The organism is Chromobacterium sp. Panama (assembly GCF_003052555.1).
Taxonomy (GTDB): domain Bacteria; phylum Pseudomonadota; class Gammaproteobacteria; order Burkholderiales; family Chromobacteriaceae; genus Chromobacterium.
The window spans coordinates 4,337,006-4,356,943 of record NZ_QARX01000001.1; the positions used below are offsets into that span (position 1 = coordinate 4,337,006).

11 protein-coding genes and 1 pseudogene are annotated in these 19,938 nt (G+C 54.2%); 7 read left to right on the top strand and 5 right to left on the bottom strand.

Going from position 1 to position 19,938, the window contains the following annotated elements:
• Positions 1-482: 482 nt before the first annotated feature.
• The 4 genes from DB032_RS19530 to DB032_RS24900 all read left to right on the top strand — a co-directional run bounded on the left by DB032_RS19530 (position 483) and on the right by DB032_RS24900 (position 6,806).
• Positions 483-1,367 carry a TnsA endonuclease N-terminal domain-containing protein gene (locus DB032_RS19530; protein ID WP_107802029.1) on the top strand — a complete coding sequence of 295 codons (885 nt, stop codon included), beginning with the start codon at positions 483-485 and terminating at the stop codon, positions 1,365-1,367.
• Positions 1,360-3,528, top strand: coding sequence for a DDE-type integrase/transposase/recombinase (locus DB032_RS19535; RefSeq protein ID WP_158274373.1), 2,169 nt, complete (start codon positions 1,360-1,362; stop codon positions 3,526-3,528). Before DB032_RS19530 ends, DB032_RS19535 begins: the two co-directional genes overlap by 8 nt.
• Before the next feature lie 5 nt (positions 3,529-3,533).
• A complete protein-coding gene (locus DB032_RS19540) occupies positions 3,534-5,015 on the top strand; it encodes an ATP-binding protein (RefSeq protein WP_107800932.1) in 1,482 nt (493 codons plus the stop codon).
• Between the two features lie 615 nt (positions 5,016-5,630).
• On the top strand, positions 5,631-6,806 hold the full coding sequence (locus tag DB032_RS24900) for a TnsD family Tn7-like transposition protein (protein WP_370445206.1): 1,176 nt from the start codon (positions 5,631-5,633) through the stop codon (positions 6,804-6,806).
• On the opposite strand, the gene DB032_RS19550 is transcribed toward DB032_RS24900, so the two are convergent.
• The 5 genes and pseudogenes from DB032_RS19550 to DB032_RS19570 form a co-directional block, all read right to left on the bottom strand.
• Positions 6,777-7,853 carry a hypothetical protein gene (locus DB032_RS19550; RefSeq protein WP_233246745.1) on the bottom strand — a complete coding sequence of 359 codons (1,077 nt, stop codon included), beginning with the start codon at positions 7,851-7,853 and terminating at the stop codon, positions 6,777-6,779. The two genes, DB032_RS24900 and DB032_RS19550, sit on opposite strands and share 30 nt — an antisense overlap.
• A 150-nt stretch (positions 7,854-8,003) precedes the next feature.
• A pseudogene (locus tag DB032_RS24905) lies at positions 8,004-8,420 on the bottom strand (TniQ family protein); the annotation flags it as partial.
• Between the two features lie 361 nt (positions 8,421-8,781).
• Entirely contained in the window at positions 8,782-11,577 is a 2,796-nt protein-coding gene (rdrB, locus tag DB032_RS19555) for an antiviral RADAR system adenosine deaminase RdrB (RefSeq protein WP_107800935.1), read from the bottom strand.
• Positions 11,577-14,273 carry an antiviral RADAR system adenosine triphosphatase RdrA gene (gene rdrA / locus DB032_RS19560; RefSeq protein WP_146176749.1) on the bottom strand — a complete coding sequence of 899 codons (2,697 nt, stop codon included), beginning with the start codon at positions 14,271-14,273 and terminating at the stop codon, positions 11,577-11,579. Before rdrA ends, rdrB begins: the two co-directional genes overlap by 1 nt.
• Before the next feature lie 546 nt (positions 14,274-14,819).
• Positions 14,820-17,420 (bottom strand): hypothetical protein, encoded by a 2,601-nt coding sequence (locus DB032_RS19570; RefSeq protein ID WP_107800938.1) that lies wholly within the window; start codon positions 17,418-17,420, stop codon positions 14,820-14,822.
• 183 nt (positions 17,421-17,603) lie between these two features.
• Here DB032_RS19570 and DB032_RS23925 point away from each other — a divergent pair, with 183 nt between their 5' ends.
• The 3 genes from DB032_RS23925 to DB032_RS19575 all read left to right on the top strand — a co-directional run bounded on the left by DB032_RS23925 (position 17,604) and on the right by DB032_RS19575 (position 19,639).
• Positions 17,604-17,846 carry a hypothetical protein gene (locus DB032_RS23925; protein ID WP_146176750.1) on the top strand — a complete coding sequence of 81 codons (243 nt, stop codon included), beginning with the start codon at positions 17,604-17,606 and terminating at the stop codon, positions 17,844-17,846.
• A gap of 571 nt (positions 17,847-18,417) precedes the next feature.
• Positions 18,418-18,933 (top strand): Pycsar system effector family protein, encoded by a 516-nt coding sequence (locus tag DB032_RS23930; RefSeq protein WP_146176751.1) that lies wholly within the window; start codon positions 18,418-18,420, stop codon positions 18,931-18,933.
• Positions 18,934-18,943: 10 nt separating this feature from the next.
• Positions 18,944-19,639: an adenylate/guanylate cyclase domain-containing protein gene (locus DB032_RS19575; RefSeq protein WP_107800939.1), complete on the top strand. Its 696-nt coding sequence runs from the start codon at positions 18,944-18,946 to the stop codon at positions 19,637-19,639.
• Positions 19,640-19,938: the final 299 nt, after the last annotated feature.

The following is a 19,938-nucleotide window of genomic DNA, read 5'->3' on the forward strand; positions in this document are numbered from 1 at the left end:
GGGAGACGTCGTACTGACTACAAACTGACGCGCGCCTTAACTTGACCTATGATCATAATCAGAAAAGTGGGGCGTACGCGCTATAATTGAAGCGTGCAATCCTCAAACAAACCCCACCCTTCGCTAACACGCCATTCGTATACAATATATTTTGAAATAAAATTAATAGGCATAAAAACAAGCAAGGCAGCATCACCATACCGGATATACGATGAGTTCACCATAAACTCGCCTTGAATCATCAGCAGGCCCCTAACGGGCTAGTGCTTTACGGTCCCCTACTATTATTCTTTCCATCGGGTTGACCTAAAAATTCCTGATACCTGTCTTCCCATTGTGCCGTTGGCAACCCTTACTGTCACGCCTTGCACGAAGTGGATACCTATCCAGCAAGATTGGATGCAAAAAGCTCAGTACCATGTATACATGGAGAATAGCAGCCCCTCTTTCAAATTTACTTTTAGAAGATGTTGTAAACAGCTATGACAAAATCCGTCACCAACTTTGCCAGTGAACACGGGAGAAGCGCCCAAGCTCTCACCATGTCAAAAGAAGGACTGGATTACGAGCATTGGCTAACCGTCAGAGATGTTCCTTCACTGGGACGTAAGACTCGCGCAGCCGGTCACACAGTCGACAGAGAGCATCATCTACTCTCGGATCTGGAAACAAACTTCTTCTTGATTGCCGACTTTGCTCCAAATGTTATCGATATCCGGACACAGTTTCCCTTGCTTCCCATTGAGCAGACAATACAAATTGCACAAGACATGGGGATCCGCCATCCCGCAGATCGCAAAACAGCTAAGTGGACAGTAATGACAACCGACTTTCTCCTGACACATCAAGACAGGAAAGGCTATCACCACTATCACGCCTACAGCATCAAGCCATCATCGCGTCTTACCGAGGAAAACAGGCGCCGCCGAACTCGCACACTTGAAAAACTCGAAATTGAAAGACGGCTCTGGCTTTCTCTCAATGTGCCATGGACATTAGTCACCGAGGAGGCATTCGATCCCATTATGATCACCAACTTGAAATGGCTGAGCTATGGGGCCCGCGACTTAACCCCTGAACTACTGTTTCAACTTCCTCGCTTCTTAAACTGTCTCGCGGGACTAAATCACCTTGAACTCTCTCTGACACAGTTGCTCGCGACCAGTGCAAACCAGCTTCATCTTGATGACCAAGGCTGCGCGCAGCAGCTGTTTTGCCATAGCGCATGGAGCCATCTCCTCTTAGTGAATTTACACCAACCAATAAGTCTCTCCCTGCCCAGTTCGTTCCGTTTCTCACCCTTGGCTCAACAGATCATCACAAATGGATACAGCCCTAGAAACCAACCGGAGTACAGACGTGAGTGACCTACTCCTGCAAAACAGCTTAATTGAACCGACCCCAGGCATCGACAATCTCCCCTTGCAAGGGCTGTATCGCATTTTATGGGTCGACGCATCCAATGACCTTCTGGTTGCCATTGCGATCCAGTCTCCCCTCAAGGCTCCTTGTGAGTTCCAACTAAGCGCATGGCAGCAGTTACTTGAGGGGCGATACATTCAGCCCACTGCACTGACCCTGCGCCCCTTTGCCTTACAAGACGATGACAGCCTACCAGAGCATTACCTGACCATCCGAGCCAAGTCTTGGGCAATTATTGAGCCACTCGTCTGCGATGCCATGCTCCCTTGGATCTACCACCCAAAACATAGAGGATCCGCTATTGCTCAACGAGCAAAGACATTAGCCATCCCCCCCAGTCAGCTCCGGCGCCTCCTTTATAAATACTGGGCTTACGGCAGCACGATCAATGCACTACTCCCCTGCTATGACTTGTGTGGTCCGCAGGGAAGCAAAGAGGAACGTCGCACAAAACCAACCATGGGCAAACGGGGTCGCCGCCCCGTCCGCGTCCTCTTTAATGATGAACCGGATCAAGTGGGAATTTCGGCAGCCTCTGTCCGCTCCCGCTTGATCGCGGGCATTACGGAGTTCCTCCAACCAGACAAAACCATCACCAAGGCCTACGAGGAAACAATCAAAAAACACTTTAACAAGGGCTATGAGCGGCATGGCAAGTTAAGCGTTCCAATCATGCCGGAGGCCCATGAAAAGCCATCCATATGGCAGTTTCGTTACTTAATCCAACAATTGGACTACAACCTGTCCTTAACGAAGAAGCAGATCGACACCTCGACCTGGAACCTGGCCTTTCGAGGTTCATACGGCTCATCTCGTAGTCACTTATTCGGCCCGTGTGCTCGATTCGAAGTCGACGCCACGATCATGGACATTTACCTAGTATCCACCCTCAATCGAGCCTGGATCATTGGCCGACCTGTCCTGTACGTCATCGTCGATGTCTTCTCCGCCATGGTCGTTGGCTTTCACTTGGGTTTAGAAGGTCCAAGCTGGGAAGGGGCGCGGTTGGCGCTTTTCAATGCCTTCAGCGATAAAGTTGAGTTCTGCAAATCTTATGGTGTAGAGATCACCCAGGAAGACTGGCCATGCCACCACCTCCCCCACAAGCTACTCAGCGATAACGGTGAAATGCGCAGCAAAGCCTCCGACACGCTGACAAAAACATTGAACATTGACGTGGAGAATGCAGCCGTTCGACGAGGTGACTGGAAACCAAATATCGAGCAGCAGTTCCACCTAATCAATGAGGGTACTATTCGGTTTCTACCCGGTGCACTCGTGCAACGGGAGCGGGAGGTACGCAAACGCGGAAACCCTCTGGATGCCTGTATAAACCTGCGCGAACTGACTTCAATCCTGATTCGGCGCTTTCTACAGTTCAACCATTCCAGATACAAAGCAGACCGCCTGCCTCCCGAGATGGTGGGCGAGGGTTTACTAGATGCGACACCATTAGCTGTCTGGAACTGGGGAATCGCAAACAAGACGGGCCGTGCTCGCAGGGAAGATCCTCAGATCATTTGGACTGCGCTGCTACCCAAAGCAATAGCTTCAATCAGGCCAAAAGGCCTCTACTTCGATGGACGTCACTACATCAATAATCGTCTTTGTCTGGAGGAGAGGTTCGCCCGAGCCCGCACCAGAGGGAAGTACGACATGATCGAGATTCGGTACCTGTCCTATGCTCCGAAGCAGATCTGGATTAAGAACAAAGAAAATCGCAGTTGGGAAGCCTGTTATCTGGTCGAACACGAACTGAGTTACGCACAAGCTCGACAGGAGGAGCTGTGGGATCAAATTCAGATTTTAAATTATGAGGCCGAGAAAAAGCAGAATGCTCAGAAGCAAATCAATTCTCGATTAGACGCCGAGTGCGATGACATCGTCCAAAAAGCTCAGGCCGCCACAAAAGAGGCTCGACAAGGTCTCAGCAAAGCGCGAATTGCTGCGTCGATCACCAGCCATCGTGCAATCGAAAAAGAAGCAGGTCGTGCCGAACGCCTACGCCAAGACGTCGAGTCCTATCGCACCACATCCCCTCTGCTCCAGAGGACTCAAACATCGCCCGCCCCAACTATGCCCGATCCACTTGAAGACATTTGGTAAATCAGATGAAGACCAAAGACCATTCGCCCACATACTTACGGCAAAGAATCCAGGAATACCAGGACAACCCACTGATTGAAGCTTTACCCCCTATCATGGGCCTCCGGGAGGCAGCACTGCACATGATGTACCGGCCACCCTTCGAACTTGGGGAAAAGTCCTTTTCCGTTGAAGAGCGCTGGCATCTGTTAGGGCGTTTGAAACACATTGTCGCGCCACGTCCCCATTTTTATCAGCTTGAACGTACGGTTTCCAGGCTCATACGAACAGGTTATGTTCTGCGTAACCCCTGTAAGCCCGAAACTTGGCAAGCCGTGTACAAAGCCCAGGAAAATATGCCTCCTCCCCTGTTACACCGTCACCTAACGGCAACCGACTCCGAAGCCGTGGTAGTAGGTCTCAGCGGTATGGGGAAAACCACAGCGATTGATGCGGTACTGCGCACTTACCCTCAGCAACTTATCCAACACCAACGTTGGCACAACAAGCCCCTACCCGTCAAGCAATTAGTTTGGCTGAAAATTACTTGCCCGAAGAATGGCTCAATTCTCGCTTTCTGCCGGGAATTCTCCCGTCAACTCGACCGCGCGCTGGGTACCAACGAATATGAAGAGATGTACTCGCGATCCCGCGTAACAACCGACGAAGCGGAGGCCATGATGCGGCAACATTCCGCAACGTATTTTCTGGGAGTTCTAGTCATTGATGAAATCCAGCGCTTGAGCACTGCGAAGTCAGGTGGAACTGAGCGCTTGCTGGACTTCATTCAGAACTTGCGCGACATGCTAAAAGTCCCAATTGTATTGGTCGGCACATATAAGGCTGTAAACCTATTCAAAAGTGAAATGAAAGATGCTCGACGAGCTTCGGAATCCGGTTTGATCGATTTCAGGCGCCCGATGTGCCGAGATGCCGAGTGGGATAAGCTGGTGGAGCGCATTTGGCATTATCAGTGGCTGCACACCTTCAGCCCACTCACAACCTCCATGCTTGACCGGTTGTTCGATCTGACCCAAGGCGTTACCGACTTCCTTGTGATCCTGTTCAAGTTAGCTCAGCAGCGGGCAATGGAGGATGGATCCGAGACGCTTAGCGAAATGGCTATTCAAACGACTTACGATGAGTCCTTAACTCTACTTCACCCCGCTATCAATGCGTTGCGGAAGAATACTATCGAGTCGCTGTTTGCTTTCGAGGATCTTCTCCCTCCCGATCGTTATCTAAAAGAATTGAAGGACACTCAAAATCTCAATATCGATTTTGTGGAAGGAGAATTAGATGACCTGTTTAAGAGCTCAATGCATGCCGCTTCTGCTTCTACACCTTCCCCTGCTAAGAAAAATAAAAGTCGCCACCGCCCACAACTGGATGATCCTAACGACCTGCGTCATGCTGCGACACAGCTCTCCCCCCTTGATTTTCTCCATGAGACTGGGCAGTTAAATACCGACTTACCTGGTTTGGGACAAGGCGTTCCTGACGAGTAAGTGATGCCCCCCATACTGACCGCACTCGGCCGCGAGGAATCTATTATGGGAATCGCGGCCCGCTACCACAGGCTCGCAGGTCTTCTCCGCTTTCAAGACACCCTCCAAGCCCTCTTTGGCACACGTCATGCCAAACCAGTCTGCTTGCTACCCAGTCATCTGCAAAGAATGGCATCAAGACTGGAATGCCAAGAATCCATCCAAGAATTGATCGAAGCTCACACTGCGTTACCCTACTTCAAACATTTTGTCGCACCAAACATCTACGCCAAGGTACTGACTGCTATGGCGGGACAGAATGTGGGAGGAAGCAAGCTTTCTCTGGGCCTTATCGCCAGCCGATTGGGGGGATCCAATCGCCTTGCCTTCTGCCCAGCCTGTGCCGAGCAAGACCTTGTCAGCCTTGGAGTGGCAACTTGGCACCGAGCTCCCCATTTACCTGGTGTCCTAATGTGTTCCCAACACCGACAGCCACTTATTATCCTCCCACCACAGACGTTACGCCGTCACCCGCATCGCCTCCCTTTACCAGAGGATCTCGGCGAACAATGTAGCCCTGCATTGTCAAGAGAAAGTTCTTCTCTAGCACAAGAACGACTAAACCAGGTTGCAGCAATGAGTACCGAGCTGCTGAGAGTATCAGGTTCAACTATCTACACTTCGCTCCGCTGGCGCTACGCGGCCTGGCTAATGCAAGTAAGGCTCGCCAAACAACCAACCTACATCGACCAAAGAGCCCTCACAAATGCCATAGAAGCTTACTGGCATCCCCTCCACGACATCCCTCCATTTGACCGCTTACTAAACGATCTTCAACAAAGAGAAGGGCATTGGCTAACAACCCTGTGCAGACACCCACGCGCCGCCCATCATCCGTTGAAACATCTACTTTTGATAGGATTTCTGGCGCCTGACATTGATACCTTCTTAGCCATCGATCCAGCTCCCCCACCTCGAAGCGGCAACACCAATACCACTAAACCCCCTTACCATGATGAACGGCTTACACGGCTCTCCTGCTTGCTTGAACAAGAACCGATGTCACTCCGACAAGCGGCTAAGTGCTTGGGTCTAAGCACGAATACCGTGATCATCCTTGCACAAAGGCTTCATATCTCGGTCAAAACACGGCCTAAGCAACTCAATACCAGTACATGCCGTCGACTTCAGACTGCGCTCGTTGAACCGCGGAGACTAATCGATATAGCCAAGGCTCATCACACCTCCCTATCTACCCTATACCGTCTGCTTGCAACGAGTCCGACAACCCAAGCACTCCGTCGGCAGAGCATCTTGGCAAGACGAAGACTCACCGAACGAACCTATTTACGATATCTTCGGCGTCGAAGCCGGACTACAACTTGGCAACAACTACGCCATCAGGCACCTGCAACCTGTGTCTGGCTCTCTCGTCATGACCAAGCTTGGCTAGGGCGCTTCAAATCCACACTGCCTCATGCAAAAAATTGTAGAAGACCAGTCGTAGATTGGCAGGCCCGTGACCGGGCAATGGTGGTCGCCCTTCAAAAAGCAACCCTGACTCTGCTATCGTTCCAAGGCAAACCTCTGCGAATTAGTCTCCCGGCTCTAGCAGAGTTGATCGAACACCCTGACTGGCTGAACAAACAATTGGATAAGCTCCCCCTCACCCAAATTTATTTGAAAGAGCATCTTGAGCCCGTGTCCACTTTCCAACAACGACGACTAAACTGGTTCCGTCAGCAATCCCAAAAGGAAATGGGGCACATGCCTCCGGACTGGTTACTCCGACGCCTGGCCGGACTCCCATGACTTGCGCTGGTATTTCCGTCCCAGCTGGGGAAATTGCCTGTCAGGACAAGGCCCAGCCCACTGTCGGGTGACCCCAAAATTCTCGAGAAACTCCACAACAACCCCTATCTCAAGTAAAGGCCAATGGGTTACTTCCGCAAAAAAGAGGCGAAGCTCTTTGAATCGTAGATTATCAAGGCCAGATGCTCTTGTGATGCGAGAAACCCCCTGTTCCGGTCGAAGAGAAAGCATTGCCCACACATAACGTCGGGCGTGGTAGTGCCAATCTGACTCAAGAGACTCTTCCAAAACTCTCCATGTCAAAGGGCAGACTTCAGCAGTTGGGTAGGGCCGCTTCCAACCCGCTTCGATCATGATCCGATTACGACTGACGCGCTCGGGCCGCTTATCGACAAGCTGATAAAGAGTAGAGGCAGCCACTCTGAACCGCCCAGCCCACTCTTGATCCTCCAGCCTAGTCAAAGAGCGCATTTGAGCTGGTTTGGCTACTGGTTTGCTACTTGCGGCACGGAGTAGTTCATCAAGGCGGTCAGGGAATCGTTTAATGAATCGCTTGGTCAACCCGTAATGCCGCTCCCAAAGCTTTTCCAGTGTGCATTTTGGTATTTGTCTTGCGACGGCAAGCATCTCCTCAAATAAATTACTTGATGTGTCTAGCGGCTGTTGAGAGTCAATTTCTTTTCTACGTTGTTCTATACAGTGCACTTCTGCCACCGCACGGGCTTTCTTGAAGTCTCGGAAGGAGCGAAAAAGGAAAAAAGCCAATGCCAAATGCCTAATCAATGGAACTTCCTTGATTGTCGAAAGGCTCTGCCAATGATAGCTTTTTGTGAAATCACCAAGGCTAAAGTCTTCGTCCAATTTGGCCAAAAATACCGGACCATAAAACGTATGAATCATTTCCTGGAACGCAAAGCGATCAAGCGATTTCTTCCACCCACCAGTCATTTCTACCGCACGTGATCTGTACATTTCCTTAAGCACATCCGCAGGAACTGGTGAAGCACCGGAACCGAGTAAGTCAGCACAGAAAGATGCATAGTTCAATTCTACTTTCTGGCGCCCCCGTACTCTCTCTGGCTCAAATGAAGACAGAGAGTGCCCACAAATTCCCTCACGCCATATTTCCAAGGGTAAGCTTCCATCCCGTGATAGTGGCTGCCTACAGTATGGGCAGCGTTCAATCAGCCAGGTTTTGTGTTTGGTGCAGATGTAAACCCCCGGGATTTGGTGGGACAAGTGAACATAAGGGGTACCATGCACCTGTTCGTCTTCGCTAATGCAAGCCAAGCAAACCCTGACGGCCCCAGCTCCTGAAAAAGCTCTCTTTGGCAATGACTGCTGCATCAAATACGCAGACCCTCCCATTTTCCCAAGAAACAAATTGAGCAACGGGAACAGCGTATTGTTCTGCAGGAGCCCTTCAAGCAAGAGATCTGTGTGACCTGGCATAACCTTAGCGAGCCGGTCTAAGTGCCTAGGAATCCAATGATTAAGTCTAATCTGCCTAGTATCGAACAACGCATTCAAAGTGTGATCTACCGTAGTGTTACCACTCTGTATATGGTAGCGGGCTACCATCGAGATGATCGCCTCATCTGTTAGGTATGGCATCACCAGACATGCTTCGGCATTGCTAGCGACTACTGGGGGATTTTCTGGAAGGGAATGAGTAATGCGTTTGAGACTCACAGGCAACCTTACTTCAACCAAAATCCTAAATCTCAGGACCAGTTAAACGGCAGTGCCCCCAAAATTACTTGGGGGCACTGATCTGAAGGAATAAGGCCTGTCGGACGGCCTTCGCTAACTTGTTGATTTTACAAACACCAAAATCTTAAGGAAACGAAGAAGCACTCTGTCGGACCGAGTGCTTTTAGTTCTGAGCAGAACCGTCCCGTAAATATAGTCTGTCGGAACCGGTGTGGATCAACTGACTAGCAGTGCCGGAATTCCTCATTGATCAACGCGCTCCCTAAGGAGCATTCCGTTCTAACTGATGCGTGGTCTCGAAATGTTGCAGACCCAACGACCTGAGCTCCTCGATCCACGCATCCGCCAGTGTCTCTGCATGCCCGCGGTCAAGGGCCGCTTCATGCATCAAGTGGTGCTCCATCCGCAAGGTGGTCGGGACGATGCCCTGGTCGTCCGTGTTGATGGTCACCGGCATCGGCATCGTGCGAAGGTCAAACTCGTTGAACTTACCGCCCTTAAGTAGATCTTTCGGATCAGGCGGATACCAGCGATAGACCGGATGGTCGCTGTGGGTCTCGATCTGACCTATGTAGACATTCGAACTCGGATTCGCCTCGATTGAAATGCCGGCTTGGGCGTAACGCTCGATGCACGCATCCTGCAACGCCAGCATGAACCGCAGGTCATGCACGTCGTCGTGATCATGCATCTGAAACGCCCGGTCAGGCCCGAGTGTCTCCAGATGGAGTTGCGCGCGGGAGGCATGCCCATGCCGCTGCTGGGTCAACCGCACCATGACGTTGCCCCCCTTCCCCTGCGGCCCGAGATCGCGCTCGGCTCTCGCCCGATGGACATACAGCCCCGCCGCGACGTCTACACTAGGCTTGCCTACTTGAGCAGAGATGACCTGGAGGTCGGGAGCGCCGATATCCAAGGTCGAGCCGCCAGTAGGTACGCTCTTGGGCTGCTCGAGTACCAGATACGAGCAGTTCCGGCGCAGCTTCCAAGCCTCATGCAACTCGGACAACGGTGGCAGGGAGGATTTCGACGACGCCGGACGCCACGAGACATGAGGAAGGAAGCGGGTGATCCTTGTCGCAAGTCGCGGCAGTACGCGTTCTGCCTCCGCGAGTTGCTTCGTTCGAGCCAATTCGCTGGCTTGGTGCCAGGCCCAGACGAGGTTATCCACATGCTCGTCGACTGGCAGGAGGACCTCACCGTGACGACGAAGCCACCCGTCCGGAGGAATGCCCAGGGCCAGCGCATGGCCTAACCGATCGCCCTCTTTCATTTCGCAGAACAGGACGGTTTCATCGATGTGCCTGAGACCGGACAAGGGATGCGCATAGTCCTCGCCGGCATGAATGCTGAAATGCGGTACCGTAGCGGGAACTGTCGACTCTTCCAACGGCTCTGTTACCACCTCTTGGTACCGCAGCCATCGCAACATCGGTGCAAAAACCTCAATCGGCCAACGAGTCTCGTCGCCCGCGACGTCGAGGCCGCGGACGAAACGTGCAGGGGTGAACTGACCGCCCAATGTGCTGCTCCCGCCTCGCAAGAGTGGTTCGAGGTCCCACTTGACCGAGGACCCCAGGACCCCCTTCAGCTTGCGAGCCTCTTCCCAAAGGCTCTTACGGCGGGCATGACGCGTCTTGCTTCCCGAGCGATTGAAGTGCAGGCAAAAGTGCCAATGATCGAGCGAAGATAGGTCCGCGTAGCTGACGTCACCGTCCGGGTGTAGCGACCGCAGCGACTCGATGCGCCCGTCGGCGACCTGCGCGAAGGCCGCGGTGAAGGCGGCCTCCAGGAAGCTCCCCGCAGAAATCTTGAGTTCAGCCCTGTCACCGAGCCGTGCGAACACACGACGGGCGGTCTCCTTCTGCGACATCCCTTTCCACGCCGCGTTCTCGCCCGCCATGAGCCGCATGACGGGACGAAAGTAGCTAGTCGTGAAGCGCCTCAGGCCGTTGCCATCCATGATCAACTGCCGCCGCAACGCCATGACATCGGTGATCAACAGCAGAACCGCCACGCGGATCGTTGCCGATGCCGCTTGCGCGCGATAGGTACGCCATAGAAGGACGAACAGCCAGGTCCAGGCGTACTGGAGGTCGCCTCGGCTCGCGGCGCCCGCCAGCTGCTTGAGCATCCAACGGGTGTTGATGACTTCGTCGCCGACGACGATGCCCCTGTCCTCCTCCCGCCAGTTCAGTGTCGAACTGCCAACCGCCGACTTCACATCATGCGGACAGGCGTGTATCAAGGCTTCCTCATGCCGCGTGAGCGTCGAAGGCTCGTCCGCGTTGACTGTCTTCCAGACCCCGATGAACGCCTCGAGCAGGCGGCGAATGCGCCTGAGTCGAATCACGTGCGGAGGTTCCGGCGGCGGATCTCGCTCGTCGAGGTCCGCCTTGCCCACATCCGCCTTAGCCTCCCCGGTCTCGCTACTCTCCTCGTCATCCTCATTCCTGACGGGAAAACCGTGGCTCAACACAAGCTGGGCGAGCACGAGGTCGTCCCCAGCAATGCCGTGGAGATGTGCGTGGTTCTCGGCGAACGGTTGAGTGAAGAATCGAGGGCCCACGAACAGCGTGGCCAGGCCCTCCACCGCCTCCTTCAACGTCGCGGGCGACTCGATTTGTGGGCTTCCTCGGTCATTGGCCAATTGCCACGCCACCAGTACTGTCGGATCGAGCTCCGAGATCAGCTCCGCATAGCGCTGCACATGCTTGTCCTTGAAGCACACCTGAGAGCCGCGCCACTCCATCACCTCGTCAAACGCCGCAGCGAGTGCCGGGATCTCCGTAGTCTCGAGAAAGCGAGGGGCGCACAGCTGCTGCGCCATCGTTTGAAGCTCGTTCAGGCGATGATACCGGGCGGTTCTTTGATCGATGTCCGCTTGAATGGCCGCCCGCAATGCCTTTCTCAAGGGCTCGAGGGACGGCTTCGAAGCCACGCCTTCAGGCTTTGTAGGCCGGGTCAGCCCAATCAGGTACTGACACAAGACGTCCGCGACCGGCTCGCCCCCCAACAGCGCGCCGAGCGCTCGCTCAGGAACAGCTCGCAGCAACATCAGCGCGTTCCGGCGGCGCGAAGCTCCAGTTCGGCGATCGCGCGTTCTAGAACCGTCAGCTCCGCAAGGCGCGGGAAACGGCGAGACAATTGGTTGAAGATGGATTTTCCATAGCGGGCCGGCGAGGACCCTTTGGGGGCACTCTGTTCCAAGGCCTTTACGATGGCAGCGACAGAGAGTCGTTTCCGATCCTTCGGAAATCCCAGCATTTTCAGGAAATGGGTCCTACCATCGACCGCATCCTCCTCAACGGTTGTGGGATCTTCTTCGCGCTCCTTCGCTAAGTCGAAGAAATCCTGCAGCAACCCACGCAAGGGATGCTCGCCCAGCGCCCAAGTGGTGGAAATCACCCGTTCGCCCCGGATAGATCCGTGCTCTTTCCTGAGTAAGGGCCTGATGTTTTGAGTGAACAGATCATTGCGCTGGAAGTCGCCGCGCCGATTCAGCAGATTGACATTGGACAACTCCAGCGGAAGATCGAAAAGTGGCCCTTTCTCGAAGCTCGCCACCGCAGCCCAGAACGAATTAAACGCCGAGAGGCCGGACGCCACGACATTGCTAAGCGCTTCCTTGCTCGGCTGTTCGTTGTACTGCAGCGGGCGGGTGAAGAGCGGCGCTTGGTTGAAAGTCTTGTTTAAGGCGCAATAGATCAGCCACGGCGACAGCGGCAGACGGTGGGCCTCGACTTCGCGTCGCCACTCATTGATTTTCTGGGCTAGTAAATCGATCGCGAGGTCTCGGTCCACCATGGTGTCATCCAGCTCGGCGTGACTGGAGCCTTCTTCCGACGGCTCCTCTCCCGCGGTATCCTCGTCGCCTTCAAGGTCGGAGGACTCTAGCTCGTCCACCGTGATGTGGGCTGCCTTCGTTGCCGCAACGGCGACTGCGCTATGAAAGGGCGCCGTTGTCAGGATGCGATCAATATCCTGAGCGGAGACATTCCTGACAAGACTGGTCACGACAAGCTCGAGAATACGTCCACTGCAGATCAGCGTCGCTCGCTTACTGGGACTGTAAAAGTTACGGTGCGTGATCAATTCGATCAGCACTCGGGGGGTTTCGCTGAAGCCGTCGTCTCCGATGTCCTTGGGATCGACCTGCCACCGATCCGGCACCACGGCTCGCCCGATCTCGGGAGTGGCGAATGGCAGAATAGATTCTTCCGCTAGCGTGTTCACCCAGGACTCCGGAAGACGACCGGTCAAGTCCGTCTTCCAGTTGAGTGCCGCGCGGGCTTCGATGTATCGGAGGTCGTGCTGACCGACCTGTTTCAGAGGAGCGAAAAGCGGGGTGTCGAGGACTGACCTGCTAGGAGCCTCGCGCCAGTGGCGCGCGGCCATCAGGACTAGACACACTGCACCACCACCGGGTTCGAACATGAAATGGTTGAACAATGCCGATTGCCACTGCGCCAGCGACAGCTTGCTTTCGGCGGTGGCAGGCTCTGGATGCGATTCGCCACGCCGAAGTGCCTGCGGTGTTTCACCGTGACGCCGATACACTATCCGGCGCATCAGGTCTGTCACGGGATGCGGGGCTGTCTCGTTGTGAAAAGCAAGCTCAAGCGCAGGAATTCCCGCTTGCACACGCGCCAACAGCTGGGACAGCGCTCGTACGGTCGGAATGGGAATCGGGAGCCGGCTGTTCTCATGGTCGTTCACGGCCCCCGCCAGCAGCGCCCTCAGCCAGGCCTCCAGGTCGGGCAGTGTCAGACGCGGGGGCGGGGCGCCGTCTCGCGGCGTGCCGAGCAGGATCCTGTCGTTCCGAAGGAATGTGCCCACCTCTGGCATCCGCAAACGTCGATGCAGAGGAAAGATCTTGCGTAGGTACTCCACTGCAAGGGAGACCGCTGTTGGTCTGGCTTCACTGTGAAAGCCCGCAACATCCTTCGTGAGGCGACGAAAAGCGTCCCGCCATGTCACTTCGTGATAAAGCCGCAGATCGCCGCAAACTATTGGCAGCAATACGGGACTCGCGAGATAGCGACGCACGACCTCTAGGTTCTCGAAGGCCCGATGGAGCGTCGTATCGACATCGTCGATCGGCAGCACTAGGAGACGCTTTTCCAACAAGTTTGCTGCCTTGGCGAAAAAGTCGTGGACGGCACTAGCCAGTTCCTGTGCCCCCATGAAGGAGCGGAGGCGGTCGAGACCAACCCCATCGCTCTGGGTTTCCTTGCCTGCCAACGCTGTCCCTAGATGCTGAAGGCTGTCGTACAGCGCTTGCCAGCGAACGGGATCCTTCTCTCGCCCGCGCTGGATCTCCTCGTCCCCCAGGACCGCCGCTACGACGACGTTCAGGAACAGGTCGTCGTCGTCCTCGAGCTGCGAGGGGTCGATGGGCTGCAGTATGTGCACTTGGTCGGCCACCCCTTCGAAACTGTCCCGCACGCTGGGCGCCCGCAGATACGCCTGCAGGTTCACAATGACAGTGGTCTTTCCGGTTCCACGCCCCCCGTCTAGAAAGACGGTGGTGTGGCCGCGCCCGCGAGCGAACTGCTGGAGTCCGTCAATCGGCTCCGGAGGTTCACCATCCACGGCGGGGGACTGTTGCTGCAGCGATTCCTGCAGCATCTCCGCGAGCCTTTCGTAGACGTCCCTGGGCAGCAATTGATCCACATGCAGGTGGCTCGCGCGCTCGCCCTGATTCAATGGATAGTAGATTGGCTCCTGGAGCAGATCTGATCTTGCCGGCATGAGTTCTCCCTCTGTATGCAGTTTTTTGATTGGGATCCTGACATTCTGCATCAGCTGATCGCGGTGATTCTCATGGCATGAACCTGACCACCTATCCAATCCAACACGACTTCACGAATCCTGAGCGACAACTTGGGTGAATGGCGCTTTCCAGTAGCTCAAAAGCAGCAGCTCAGAGTTGTTCCCCACGGCGGTCAACATCAGACACCTAGCGCTGCTAAAGAGGGAATAGCACTCGGCGGGGCTGAGTCCTTGCCGATTTATACTGTGGCAAAGCGACCTTTCATGATCATTGCGTCATGGTTGTCAGCAGGCAGTCTAGCACAGAGGCATCATCGACCGCTTCGGCCGAGAGGATGTGCAGAGTTTTTTGTATTACGCGTCCGTGTTGATATTTGAGGATGACAAAATGCAGATTGCTAGCTGTGTCTATTAAGATCAACTGATCAGGGCCAAGCGCCCGGTTATTTTCGGCAAAGGGGACTCCCACCATCAAGTTCCCAACGTGGAACACTGCCCTCGCTGGCCCCCCTCTCCAAACTTCATTCAGCCCACCAAAGACAAAAGCTTAGCCGCCAGCGGCCCCGCGTTGTGGATGCGCGCTTTGGCCCAGTTTCGCCACTCGTCCTCCTTGAGAAAATCTTGACGTTCGGCCCGAGCGGCCAAAGCAGCGCCTACGCTCTGGGCTGGGCAATGCATGATCATGTTCCTGATCGCCTGATCGGAATAACCAGCAGGACGGCGCAAGATAGCCTCAGCCTGGAAGCGATCCCATGCCCACAGGGCTTGCGCAGCAAAGATGCTGAGTTTCTGTGCTTCCAGAAACCGCGGGAACGATGCCGTACAATCGGCCCCGAACCGAACGAAGAAGCCCATCGGCAACCACTCGTTCGCTACGTCGTCTAACGAAATTTTGGCGAGCAATTCGCGCCGAATCTCCACCGGCAAGGACTCTGGATGCTCGATGAGAAAGTTGATCTGTTCGCGATTCAGCGGCTTGATGGCCTTCCCCGGGTCTTGCCTCAGTGTTGTAACCACTGCGCTGATTATCGGCGAAAATGCACTATCTGATGCGTCAGTGGTGAACCAAGCCGGGACTTTATACACATGGCGCAAGGGGGCTTTGGTGTATTCCTGGCGTACGAACTCGACCAACGATGGCCAGCATGACTCCGCTACCCGCAAATTTAAAGGCTGGCCGACTTCTTCCTTCGAGTTACGTTGGATCTCTAGCAACAGGCTATTCTCCAGCAACCCCATTCGAATGATTCCGTACCACCAGTCAGGCTCGATGGGCTGACGGTTCTTACAAGCAGCTAGCAACAGACCCATCCGTAGGAAAACCGCCGCTGGATAGTCCTGCATCCGCTCCCTCATCTTCTGCCAGAAGGACTCCGGTAGTCTGAGAAGGATTTGGATTGCCTGCATCTGACTGTCCCCGGGCACGAGGGAGGTGGTCTGGTGGACGACATCGCCTGGAACAGGAATAGGCTCGTTGGTCCATCCAGGAAACAGCCACCCCGCCAGACCTGCGGCATTGATGGGCTTCACCAGCGAATGCACACTCCAGGCCCAGCAGGCCGCGATCCAGTACAGCAGATCACCTTGGCTAGTGCCTGGGCGGCTCCAGGGCATCGGCGCGCGTGCATGCGGCTCAAGTTGTGTCGAGACGGCGTCCAGAAGTTTAGCCGCGCCTTCGCGTGCCGCCCGTGGAATGGGAGTCAAAGAGGATAAGCGGCGCCCGATGGCAAGAAACAGGGCAACAGCGGGAGCGGGTCGATCTGTGGTGTCCTTTTGGCTGAGCAGCTTTTGCATGACCTCGCATAGCGCTGGCATCTCCAGCGTGGCTAAAGCCGCATCAATGATCGGACGACGACTCTCGTCGTAACATGCCATTCGCCATTTCACATCATTGGCCTTGATGTGCTGGATCACGATGTCGCGGAGCATGATCAATTGTGTCGTCGGCCAACTCAAGGTTCCTTTTTTCTCCACAGGCAGTCGGTTTTTCCCCCGTGTACCGGGGTCCACACCCTTCATGGCTAGGCGGTCCACTGAATCAACAGCTTGCGGCCCATTCCAAGAGGACTCCCAGTTCAGCCAGCGGTCCTCAATACTCTGTTTGAGAGCTCGCTTCATGCCAGCGGGTAGCCGCTGGAGACTAAGCCCCCATGTCTTGGCATTGCGATCTACTGGGTCGGCTACGCCATCGGTTACCGGTGGGCGATGAAATTCGTTGCATAGAGCATATACATCCTGTGAAGACGTTAGAAGTCGGCCGCTAGGATCGATTTCCTCCAACAGTTGTCGTGCCGACTCAATCTCAAGATGAGTCTTGCGGTGAAACGCAGCCAGTCGTGCACCAATCCATTGCAGCAGGCGCTCGCGCCAGTCCGGATGACGAACCCAGCGCCAAGGCGCAAATCGGGGTGCATTCATCTCTGTTGATTGTGAGGCGGACACTGCCGGGTTGGGATACGGGGAAATAATGCACAATCCCCCATTCTGGCGTTTGCTCCCAAGCCAAGCGATTTCCCCGGGTGTCACAGGTTGGTCGACCAAGAGCATCAGCAAGGCCGGGGCATACAACCGGTCGCTTTTGAGCATTTGGTCGGCAACCAGTCGGGTGCAGCGGAGCACATCGACCGGAAATTTGTATTGCAATCTCGCCGCGACCAACTCGAACTCATACCCATCGTCGATTTGTAGCCAGGCGTTCTGTATTGGCGCAGATGGCCAAGAGCGTCTCTGCAGCCAAGCCTCGACTGTCGAACAGCCCTCATGCGGCGCGGGGTCACCCTCGAGCGGCAGGATATTCCCCAGCTCACATGGCATGTCGGTACGCCAATCCAACGGCGGAAGGGCATCGAACGTTTTAAATTCAAACAAATAGGCTGCCCGCGCTGGCTCCAGAGCTAGATCATCTTCACGTAAACCCAGCAAGGTCGTCAGGTGCTGAGTTTGAAGCGGCCTATTCTTCCACCACTGCAGGTTGCTGCGGCGATCGATGTTGCCGATCTGGATACCGAGCCTTCTGGCAGCCCAGTCCTTGAAATCGTTCTTGTACCTCGCCTTCAATGCCCTGGCGATCTCGTCATAGCTGTGAAACTTGTGCCAGTGTGGTGCGCTCGCGATTGGCCCGCTCATGGGAATCCTTCCTTCTTCTCAATGCTCCGGAACATTTTTTAGCACATGATCTTGTTCCTTGCCGAGGGCTCTTCTACTCTGCGGTGGCCGCATAGTTTTGCGGCGACGTTTCCGGACTACCCGGGACGGCTTTGTTCAAACGGCAGACCACTATCTGTCATTGCAACTCGATTAGGAGAGACCATGAACTTTTTCGCACCCTATGTACTTCCCGGCGGCAGGAGTGTGAGCGGCGCTTCGGCCATGACCGCACGAATGAAAGCCATGGGAGGTCCGGGACGCGTTTTGGAACGGATGTATCAGGCCGCTTACAACGATGGCTACCACGCCGGGTATCAGGATGGGTTTCAGGAGTGCCTAGATCACTGCCGCGAACAACAGCAGATGGCAAGTCGCTCCGCACCCAAGCTCCCCGCGAAGACCTAGCGTGATGCACGCAATGGGTGCAATGGGTGCAATGGGCGCAGCAACGCTGCGTGCCCTACAGAGTAGCGGCCATGCCTCAAACGGCTGCCTGCTGTGACCCATGTCTTCGTAATTGCACCCGCCGCCGTCGGGTTCGCTAGGCACAACAAAAAAGGGAGACGTCTTCATCGACGCCTCCCTTCCTCAACATAAGACGCTCCAATCTGTTGGCCAATGAATGGCCGCTGGGTTTTACCGTTGAGGTGCCCTGAGCCAATATCAGCATTTCCTGCTCGTATATGCCAGTACAGTGGTCAGGTGCCACAAACTACTACCGTGAGATCTAACAGCAGGAAAAAAGAACGTTTTGCGCACAGGCACTCATAGGGCAGGATTGCCTACAGGAGCCGGGGCAGTCCATTGAGATGGCGGTGCTGGCCACGAAAGGTGGTGCTGATTACCCCCTTGACATTGATGACCACCGCAACGGTGAGCGAGACCTACAAGATCGAGCCTGTGAGCTGTACATTGCGGACTTGAATTCAATAAATATGACAATATATTGGCTGTATTAAATGCACTTGGAAAAGCAATGGCTGATAAAGGGCGCGACGTGACTGACACAAAACAACGCCTTGCTACCGCTCAGTGGGTGTTTGAACGGCATCTCGCATGGATTGCTGCCGCCGAAGTCAAAGTGGGTGTGATAGTAACTATCAACATGGCACTACTTGGTGGTCTTGCTGCTGCTTTCACCACCTCAGACAGCACTACGCGTGTAGCTTGGACTTATTTATTCACACTTACGGCCGCAGGAGCCGCTGTAATCGGACTATGTTGCGCAGCCGTGGCTGTATTACCCCGCACCAACGGTCCCAAAGACTCATTACTTTTCTTCGGACCAATCGCAGCCCAGGGCTCTACCAGCTTTGGCGACAGGTTCCGCCAAGTAACAGATGAACAACTGCTGACAGACTGGACCGATCAGATTCATCGAAACGCAGAGATTGCACAAAAAAAGTACATATGGGTACGACGAAGCATGCTCTGGTCATTCTTCGCCGCAACTCTTTGGATTGTTGCAATCGGGTTGCTCGTCAAACTCTAAAGATAAGAATATGCCACTTAAAGAAGACTTAGAATCTGAGATCACACAGATACTAAAAGAGCAGTGGATGGTTGAGAAAACCAAGGGCGTTCCCGATCCCATTCAACTGCGACTATCAAATCACGCAAAGGACCTTGAAACTGCTACGGTTCTCTATGCAGATCTAGACGGTTCAACGAATATGGTAGACAACTACCAATGGTCATTCAGTGCGGAGATTTACAAAGCCTACCTTCGCTGTGCCGCACGAATCATTGCAGCCGAAGATGGCGTGGTAACTGCCTATGACGGCGATCGTATCATGGCTATTTTTACCAGCTCATCAAAGAACACATCCGCGGTGCGAGCAGCCATGAAAATCAACTACGCAGTTGAGCAGATCATTCAACCTGGGATTACCAAACAGTACCCCAACACTAACTTCAAACTGAGACACGTGATAGGGGTAGACACTAGTCAACTGCGAGCAGCTCGAATCGGAGTACGTGGATACAACGACCTTGTCTGGATCGGACGAGCAGCCAACTACGCAGCAAAGCTCACGAATCTATCCGACAAGCCACTCTGGATCACAAAAGCGGTATACGACTCCATGCATAAAGACGTCAAACAGTCTAGCGATGGAAGAGAGATGTGGGAGAAACGCTTTTGGACCCCAATGAACAATATGGAGATTTATTGCTCAGCTTGGAGGCGCAAATTCTGACACCCAATCCGACCATCTCATCACTGCCGTATAAAAGGTGGGGGAAATTTATTGGGTGCAGGCGGCTTTGGTATTATAGTGATAATAAGCTGAGTGTCGGACAAAGAGGTCGACGATACTCTTCTTTTAACGTTTCGCCGCATATCGCTGCATCTTATTTCTGATCCATTTGAATGAATAAACAAGTGGCGCAAAGTAAATACGAGGTCCATTCTTGGCAGCAATTAGAAATTCACGAAAAATTACGCACAATCAATCCCCTAACACATAGACATGAAACCGAACAATCAAGGCCAGAC

Coding starts and splice junctions, on each gene's coding strand:
- DB032_RS23930 (WP_146176751.1), top strand. CDS start 18,418: ATGGCTGATAAAGGGCGCGACGTGACTGACACAAAACAACGCCTTGCT.
- rdrB (WP_107800935.1), bottom strand. CDS start 11,577: ATGTTGCTGCGAGCTGTTCCTGAGCGAGCGCTCGGCGCGCTGTTGGGG.
- DB032_RS19540 (WP_107800932.1), top strand. CDS start 3,534: ATGAAGACCAAAGACCATTCGCCCACATACTTACGGCAAAGAATCCAG.
- DB032_RS24900 (WP_370445206.1), top strand. CDS start 5,631: ATGAGTACCGAGCTGCTGAGAGTATCAGGTTCAACTATCTACACTTCG.
- DB032_RS19570 (WP_107800938.1), bottom strand. CDS start 17,420: ATGAGCGGGCCAATCGCGAGCGCACCACACTGGCACAAGTTTCACAGC.
- rdrA (WP_146176749.1), bottom strand. CDS start 14,273: ATGCCGGCAAGATCAGATCTGCTCCAGGAGCCAATCTACTATCCATTG.
- DB032_RS19530 (WP_107802029.1), top strand. CDS start 483: ATGACAAAATCCGTCACCAACTTTGCCAGTGAACACGGGAGAAGCGCC.
- DB032_RS19575 (WP_107800939.1), top strand. CDS start 18,944: ATGCCACTTAAAGAAGACTTAGAATCTGAGATCACACAGATACTAAAA.
- DB032_RS23925 (WP_146176750.1), top strand. CDS start 17,604: ATGAACTTTTTCGCACCCTATGTACTTCCCGGCGGCAGGAGTGTGAGC.